Origin of the sequence: Sinomonas sp., assembly GCF_051955515.1 — a bacterium.
GTDB lineage: Bacteria > Actinomycetota > Actinomycetes > Actinomycetales > Micrococcaceae > Sinomonas.
On sequence record NZ_JBQCGQ010000072.1, the window covers coordinates 1 to 7,037 of the forward strand.

Consider the following 7,037-nt stretch of genomic DNA (forward strand, 5'->3'; position numbering starts at 1 on the left):
GTAGAAGAGCGTCTGCCACTGGCGGACCATGCCGAGGGACGAGTTGTTGATGACCGCGACCTTGATCGGGATGTTGTTCAGGGTGCAGGTGGCGAGCTCCTGGTTGGTCATCTGGAAGCAGCCGTCGCCGTCGATCGCCCACACCACGCGCTGCGGATTGCCCACCTTCGCGCCCATTGCGGCCGGCACCGAGTAGCCCATGGTGCCGAGCCCTGCGGAATTGAGCCACGCGCGGGGCCGCTCGTACTTGACGAACTGGGCGGCCCACATCTGGTGCTGGCCGACGCCCGCCACGTAGATACCCTCCGGGCCGGTCAGTTCGCCGATCCGCTGGATGATCTTCTGCGGCGCGAGGAGCCCGTCCTCTGGCTCGGTCCACCCGAGCGGGTAGTCCTCGCGGAGCTTGTTGAGGAACGCCCACCACGGAGCGAGGTCGACGCCGCCGTCCTTCTCCTGGAGCGCGCGCACGGCCTCGGTGAGCTCGGGGATGATCTCCTTGACCGACCCGACGATCGGGACGTCCGCCGCGCGGTTCTTCGAGATCTCCGCGGGGTCGATGTCGGCGTGGATGACCTTGGCGTTTGGCGCGAACGAGCTCAGGACACCCGTCACGCGGTCGTCGAACCGCGCGCCGAGCGTGATGAGCAGGTCGGCCTGCTGCAGGGCGGTGACCGCCGAGACGGAGCCGTGCATGCCGGGCATTCCCACGTGCTGGGAGTGCGAATCAGGGAAGGACCCGCGCGCCGTGAGCGTAGTCACCACGGGCGCGCCGGTGGTCTCGGCCAGCTCGAGAAGCTCCTTGGAGGCGTCCGCCTTGACGACGCCGCCGCCCACATACAGGACGGGCTTCGCCGACGCCGCGATGAGGCGGGCCGCCTCGCGGACCTGCTTGCTGTGGCCCCGGGTCACGGGGCGGTAGCCCGGCAGATCGATCTTGGGCGGCCAGCTGAACGTCATCAGGGACTGCTGCGCATCCTTCGTCACGTCCACGAGGACCGGACCGGGACGGCCGGTCGAGGCGAGGTGGAAGGCTTCCGCGAGGGTGCGGGGGATGTCCTGTGCCCGGGTGACGAGGAACGAGTGCTTGGTGATCGGCATGGTGATGCCGACGATGTCCGCTTCCTGGAAGGCGTCGGAGCCGATGACGCTGCTCGCGACCTGGCCGGTGATTGCGACGAGGGGGACGGAGTCCATATGCGCATCGGCGATCGCGGTCACCAGGTTGGTGGCGCCCGGACCAGACGTGGCAATGCAGACGCCGACACGTCCTGTGACCATCGCATACCCTTGGGCTGCATGGCCGGCGCCCTGCTCGTGGCGCACCAGAACGTGGTTGATCTTCGAAGCCATCAGAGGGTCGTAGGTCGGCAGGATCGCGCCGCCCGGAAGACCAAAGACATCGTCCACGCCAAGTTCCTCGAGCGAGCGGACGATTGCTTCAGATCCAGTCATCTCTGTGGGCTCAACAACGCGGTTGGGCCCCAGGACGGCAGAGGCAGAGTCGACAGAGTCGACAGAATCCGCGGCCTTGGCCGCAGACGGCTTCGAAGCCATCAGCGATGGGCTGATCGGCGTTCCTTTGCTCATCAGTCTCTTCCTTAGGATCTTCGTGGCGAAGGAGCTGTGCCCAGCTCAAATAAAAACAACCCCTCAGCCTTCCGGCTCTCCGAGGGGTTGCGCGTGACAGATCGTTGCCAGTCGGGCTTCAGTGAGCCACGCGCTTGGCAAGGACGACGACATTGAGCACCATGTCGCTCCGGACGGTCTGCATGCCCACAGTCTTCACAATCGCTTGTGAGAGTGTCAATTTGCGGCTTGGTTGTCTCACATTTCGGACTTGCATCCATTACGTGAGACGGTGCGGCCGGGCCTCGGACCCGGCCGCACCTGGTCTGACGTTCAAGTCCTAGCTGAGGACAGCACCCTCGCTCGCGGAGTGCACGAGCTTCGCGTACTTGGCGAGGACACCCTTGGTGAACTTCGCGGGGATCGGCTCCCAGCCTTCGCGCCGCGCCTCCAGCTCGGAGTCGTCGACCAGCAGCTCAATGGTGCGGTTCGGAATGTCGACCCGAATCCTGTCGCCGTCGCGCACAAAGGCGATCGCGCCGCCGTCGACCGCCTCTGGGGCAACGTGGCCGATGCACAGCCCAGTCGTCCCCCCCGAGAACCGGCCGTCGGTCAGGAGCAGGACATCCTTGCCGAGCCCGGCACCCTTGATGGCACCCGTGATCGCGAGCATCTCGCGCATCCCGGGGCCCCCCTTGGGGCCCTCATAGCGGATAACGACGACGTCGCCCGGCTTGATCTCGCCGTTGTCGAGCGCGTCGAGCGCGCCCTGCTCGCGCTCGAAGACGCGCGCCGAGCCCTCGAAGACCTCGGCGTCGAAGCCTGCGGTTTTCACCACCGCGCCCTCGGGGGCAAGCGAACCACTCAGGATCGACACACCGCCCGTCTTGTGGATCGGGTTGTCCAGCGCCCGGACGATCTTCCCGTCGAGGTCCGGAGGGGCGATCTCGGCAAGGTTCTCGGCGACGGTCTTGCCGGTCACGGTGAGGCAGTCGCCGTGGAGCAGGCCCGCGTCGAGCAGCGCGCGCATGACGACGGGCACGCCGCCGACGCGGTCGAGGTCGTACATGACGTAGCGGCCGAACGGCTTGAGGTCGCCGAGGTGCGGGACCTTGTCGCCGATCCGGTTGAAGTCCTCCAGCTCGAGCTCGACCTCCGCCTCCCGGGCGATGGCGAGGAGGTGGAGCACGGCGTTCGTCGAGCCGCCGAACGCCATGACCACGGCGATCGCGTTCTCGAACGCCTCGCGGGTCATGATGTCGCGCGAGGTGATCCCCTGCCGCAGGAGGTTGACGACGGCCTCGCCCGAGCGGTGGGCGAACATGTCGCGGCGGCGGTCGGCCGACGGCGGCGCGGCCGAACCGGGGAGCGACATGCCGAGGGCCTCGGCGGCGCTCGCCATGGTGTTCGCCGTGTACATGCCGCCGCAGGCGCCCTCGCCCGGACAGATCGCACGCTCGATGCGGTCGAGATCTCCCTCGGACATCTTCCCGGCGGCACACGCCCCCACGGCCTCGAACGCATCGATGAGGGTGACGTCCTTCTCCGTGCCGTCCTCGAGCTTGACCCAGCCGGGCATGATCGAGCCGGCGTACAGGAAGACGCTCGAGACATCGAGGCGGGCGGCGGCCATGAGCATGCCCGGGAGGGACTTGTCGCAGCCCGCGAGCAGGACTTGGCCGTCGATGCGCTCTGCCTGCATGACAGTCTCGACCGAGTCAGCGATGATCTCCCGGGAGACCAGGGAGAAGTGCATGCCCTGATGGCCCATGGAAATGCCGTCGGAGACCGAGATCGTGCCGAACTGCATGGGGAAGCCGCCCGCCGCGTGCACGCCTTCCTTGGCGGCCTTCGCGAGACGGTCGAGCGAGAGGTTGCAGGGCGTGATCTCGTTCCACGAGCTCGCGATGCCGACCTGGGGCTTGGCGAAGTCCTCGTCGCCGAAGCCGACGGCGCGGAGCATGCCTCGAGCGGGAGCGGCGTGGATGCCGTCCGTCACGACGCGACTGCGAGGCTTGATATCCACACCGTCACGGGGCGTAAAGGGGGTTTGGCTTTGGTCGGTCATGGGCAAAGTCTATGACCGTCCCGGACGTGCCCGCCCATGGGACAACACGCGCACCATCCGTAGACTGGACGCGCGGCGAAAGGAGCAGCCTGTGACGAGCCAGCACCCGCCCGTCGACGGGGGCCGGGGCCCTGCAGCATCGGACGCGGCCCTCAAGGCAGCCTTGCACCGGGTCTTCGACACCCAGATCCCCAACTACGCCTCGTACAACCTCGTCTGCTCCTCCGAGTCGGGAGGGACGGTGGATGGCGCATGGTCGCCTGAGCGGATCCCGCATGGACTCGTGCTCGGCTACCGCCGTCAGCCGATCGAACTCGTCATCGCCCCCTTCGACAGGCGCTCCCTCGCGTCGGCAGGCCGGCCGTGGACGGTCGACCTGACCAACCTCGCGTACGCTGCGGAGAGCTCTCCCGGCGCCTTCGACATCGGCACGAGCACCGGCCGCATGTTCTCGTTCACGGTTCGTCACAGGTGCCTTATCGACAGGCCCGAGGAGCGGCCCGACCCACGCACTGTCGAGCAGGAAGACGATGCGGAGGACTTCAGCGCGTTCATGAGGCATCTCGCGGCGCTCTGACGCCGTTCGACTCTGGACACGTCCAACATGCCGCCGTTGAATGGACCAAAGGCGCCCTGAGGCTGGGGCACCGCCGGGCGCTTCTCGGAGGTGGCCATGGATTGGTTCGCGATCGTGCTCTCGGCGATTGCACTCGCCGCTGTGGCAGGATGGTCCATCTTCCACAGGGACAACTCCGTGTCCGGCCGCGGAAGGCACCGCGCCAGGGTGCGGCGCCCGCCTGCCTGATCTACCCACCCGAGTCCTCCTCCCGGAGTCGCCCGACTCGCCCACTCGCGCGCGGCAGGCGCTGGCCGTCGTCGTGCGTCGCGTAAGTTGGCAGGGAGACTCTCGTTCCCACTGGGAACCACAGGAAGGACGTGCGGATGACCGCGAGAAGAATCCTGCCCGCCGCGACTGCCGCTCTTGCCGTCGTCCTCGTCGCCGGCTGCTCCGCCGCAGCGCCGCAGGCTGGCGGCTCGAGCGCGACCCAGGCTCCGTCGTCGTCCGCAAGTACGACGGCGAGCGCGAGTCCGTCGGGCAGCGCGGCTCCCAGCGGGGCTTCCAGTGCGCCGACTGCCGGCACTCCGGTCAATGTTCCTGTCGTGGCGCCCACCTTGCGGGCCCTGCACATCGACGGGCCGGGCTACGAGCAGAACCTCACCGGTGAGGACAGCCAAGCCCGCGACGCCATCTACCGCTCGCTCCCGACGCTTCTGAACGAGGCCTCACACCGCTATTCGTCGCCGATCGGGGCGCGAGACGAGCTCGCGTCCCAAGGGCTCATCACGCAGCACATGGCGAGCACCTTCCCCGCGGAGTTCACTCCCGAGCAGAAGGAAGTCAATGCGACCGGTTTCACGGTCCAGACCACCGGAATGATGTGCTCGTTGCGGACCGGCGCAGGCTCAGCGCTCCAGACGGGCCGGGTCTTCTGCTATTTCAGCCGCCACTACGTGGGTCCCGACGGATCCCCCGTGACCGACAGCCGCTGGACCACGCCCGGTGAGCCGAATGCGATCAACCCCGACGAGCTCCAGAACGCCGTGGTGACGATGGTTAAGGAAGGCGGCGCCTGGAAGGTCGACGGCATCCAGTTCGGCGCCTGATCCCCTTCAGGGGCCTGATCCTTTTGCCTTTCAGAGCAGTGACCCAACCGAGGGACGCGTCGTACTCTGGTCGCGCACGCACGCGAACAGGAGGGCCCTCGAGATGACATCCGATGCGAGGGCGGCCATCCGCCACTCGATCACACGCATCGAGTCGAGCCTGGACCGGGTCGCGCCCCGGCTCAGGGGCGGGCTCGACGAAGTGCTGACAGGGCTCCGTCACCGGCTCGACGCTCTTCCCCCGGTCGGAGGGAGCATCGGCGAGGCGGCCTCAAAGGGCGCCCATAAGGCGGAAGCCGCCGCGCAGGCCGCGACCGGCCGGCTGGCCGAAGCCGCCGAGCACTTGGCCGACGCGGTCTCCCATGCCCCGGTGCCGGCAACACGGAAGGCCATCAGGGCCGGGCAGAAGGCGATCGCCGACACCGCCCGCACGGCCTCCAAGGAGCTCCGGCGGGCCTCGGGCGGCACTCGCACCGGAAGTGGTGCAGTGGCGGGAGGAATCCTGCTCGTCGCCGCGGCCGCGGCAACCTTCTTGGCACGCCGCGCCTTCCAGAGGCACAGCCGGACCTAGCCGGGGCCCCATGACCGCTGGCGGCGGAAATGACTATGGATCGTCCAGCCGTTGAGAGCTAACCTAGTGCTCCTCCAAGGGGAGAGCGGATGAGAGGTTCGAGGGCCTTCGCTGGTGCCGGGCTGGGTCTCGGACTCGATGTTCCCGCCGGTCCCGCAGCGGCACTCAGGGACGGAGGGGTTTGAGGGCTCCTGACCACGCGACTACCTGCTCCAGCATGGTGTCTAGCTGCTCTTCAGCTGCGGCGCTGGGCGTGAAGGTGGTGTAGTCCTGGAATTCGGTCGCGAAGGGCAGGGCGACCTGTGCGCGCACGTCAGCCATCTGCAGCTCCCCGGCGATGAGCCGCAGGTTCTCCACGGCTCGGACCCCGCCGGCGCTGCCGTAGCCGACGAAGCCAGCGGCCTTGTTGTTCCACTCCGCGTAGAGGTAATCCAGGGCGTTCTTCAGAGCGCCAGGGACAGAGTGGTTGTACTCGCCAGTGACGAAGACGAAGCCGTCGAAAGGCTCCACCGCCCTCGCCCACGCCTTGGTGTGCTCGTGCTCGTACCGGCCCAGCGAGGGCGGGAACGGCTCGTCCAGGAGCGGGAGTTCGAAGTCCGCCAGGTCGAGCATCTCGAACTGGGCTCCCTGGAGCCCGTCGGCGCGTTTGAGAACCCAGTCTGCGACGTGCCGTCCCCGCCTTCCGGGGCGCGTGCTTCCGACCACGATTGCGATCCTGACCATCTTCTGCACTCCTCCTGTCGTTCTTGACGCGCGAACGAGTGAAATGCTTGCGATCCCCTCCGCTCCCGGCCGTGGATTCGAACCACGATTCCTGCATCCAGAGTGCAGTGTCCTGCCGGTTGGACGAACCGGGATCAGGCGCCCTCGACGCCTGGCTTGCCCGTCAGGGCGGGCATGCCGGGGTTTCGGCTGCCCGCCCCTCCGAGCCCCGCTCACCCAGCTCGCTTGACCTCGATCTTCTTCGCGGCGCCCTGCTTCTGCTCCGGGACCGGGACGCGCACCTCGAGGACTCCGTCGCGGTAGGTGGCCTGGATATCCTGGTCGGTGACGCCTTCGGGCAGGGGCAGCGTCCGGGAGAAGGACCCGTAGCGGAACTCCGAGCGGTAGCTGCCCTTCTCCTTCTCCTCCTTGCGCTCCTGCCGATGGGCGTTGATCAGCAGGGAA

At 67.6% G+C, this 7,037-nt stretch carries 7 protein-coding genes and 1 tRNA gene; 3 read left to right on the forward strand and 5 right to left on the reverse strand.

Annotation, left to right across the window (positions count from 1 at the left end):
• Both ACTHL9_RS03945 and ilvD read right to left on the reverse strand, forming a co-directional pair.
• A partial coding sequence (locus ACTHL9_RS03945; RefSeq protein ID WP_440517470.1) for an acetolactate synthase large subunit occupies window positions 1-1,587 on the reverse strand: 1,587 nt, incomplete at its 3' end.
• Between the two features lie 319 nt (window positions 1,588-1,906).
• Window positions 1,907-3,634: a dihydroxy-acid dehydratase gene (gene ilvD, locus ACTHL9_RS03950; RefSeq protein ID WP_440517471.1), complete on the reverse strand. Its 1,728-nt coding sequence runs from the start codon at window positions 3,632-3,634 to the stop codon at window positions 1,907-1,909.
• A 91-nt stretch (window positions 3,635-3,725) separates the two neighbouring features.
• Here ilvD and ACTHL9_RS03955 point away from each other — a divergent pair, with 91 nt between their 5' ends.
• The 3 genes from ACTHL9_RS03955 (at window position 3,726) to ACTHL9_RS03965 (ending at window position 5,870) form a co-directional block, all read left to right on the forward strand.
• Window positions 3,726-4,211 carry a hypothetical protein gene (locus ACTHL9_RS03955; RefSeq protein ID WP_440517472.1) on the forward strand — a complete coding sequence of 162 codons (486 nt, stop codon included), beginning with the start codon at window positions 3,726-3,728 and terminating at the stop codon, window positions 4,209-4,211.
• A gap of 365 nt (window positions 4,212-4,576) precedes the next feature.
• Complete coding sequence (locus tag ACTHL9_RS03960) at window positions 4,577-5,299, forward strand: hypothetical protein (RefSeq protein ID WP_440517474.1); 723 nt, start codon at window positions 4,577-4,579, stop codon at window positions 5,297-5,299.
• 103 nt (window positions 5,300-5,402) lie between these two features.
• Window positions 5,403-5,870: a hypothetical protein gene (locus ACTHL9_RS03965; RefSeq protein ID WP_440517475.1), complete on the forward strand. Its 468-nt coding sequence runs from the start codon at window positions 5,403-5,405 to the stop codon at window positions 5,868-5,870.
• A 165-nt stretch (window positions 5,871-6,035) separates the two neighbouring features.
• Here ACTHL9_RS03965 and ACTHL9_RS03970 read toward each other — a convergent pair whose 3' ends face one another.
• From ACTHL9_RS03970 to ACTHL9_RS03980, 3 genes are all read right to left on the reverse strand, one after another.
• The gene (locus ACTHL9_RS03970) at window positions 6,036-6,593 is read right to left on the reverse strand and encodes an NADPH-dependent FMN reductase (RefSeq protein ID WP_440517477.1); all 558 of its coding nucleotides are present in this window, start codon (window positions 6,591-6,593) and stop codon (window positions 6,036-6,038) included.
• Window positions 6,594-6,655: 62 nt separating this feature from the next.
• Window positions 6,656-6,727 (reverse strand) — tRNA-Gln (locus ACTHL9_RS03975).
• A gap of 78 nt (window positions 6,728-6,805) precedes the next feature.
• Window positions 6,806-7,037: Hsp20/alpha crystallin family protein (locus ACTHL9_RS03980; protein WP_440517478.1), on the reverse strand; the 232-nt coding region annotated here is incomplete at its 5' end.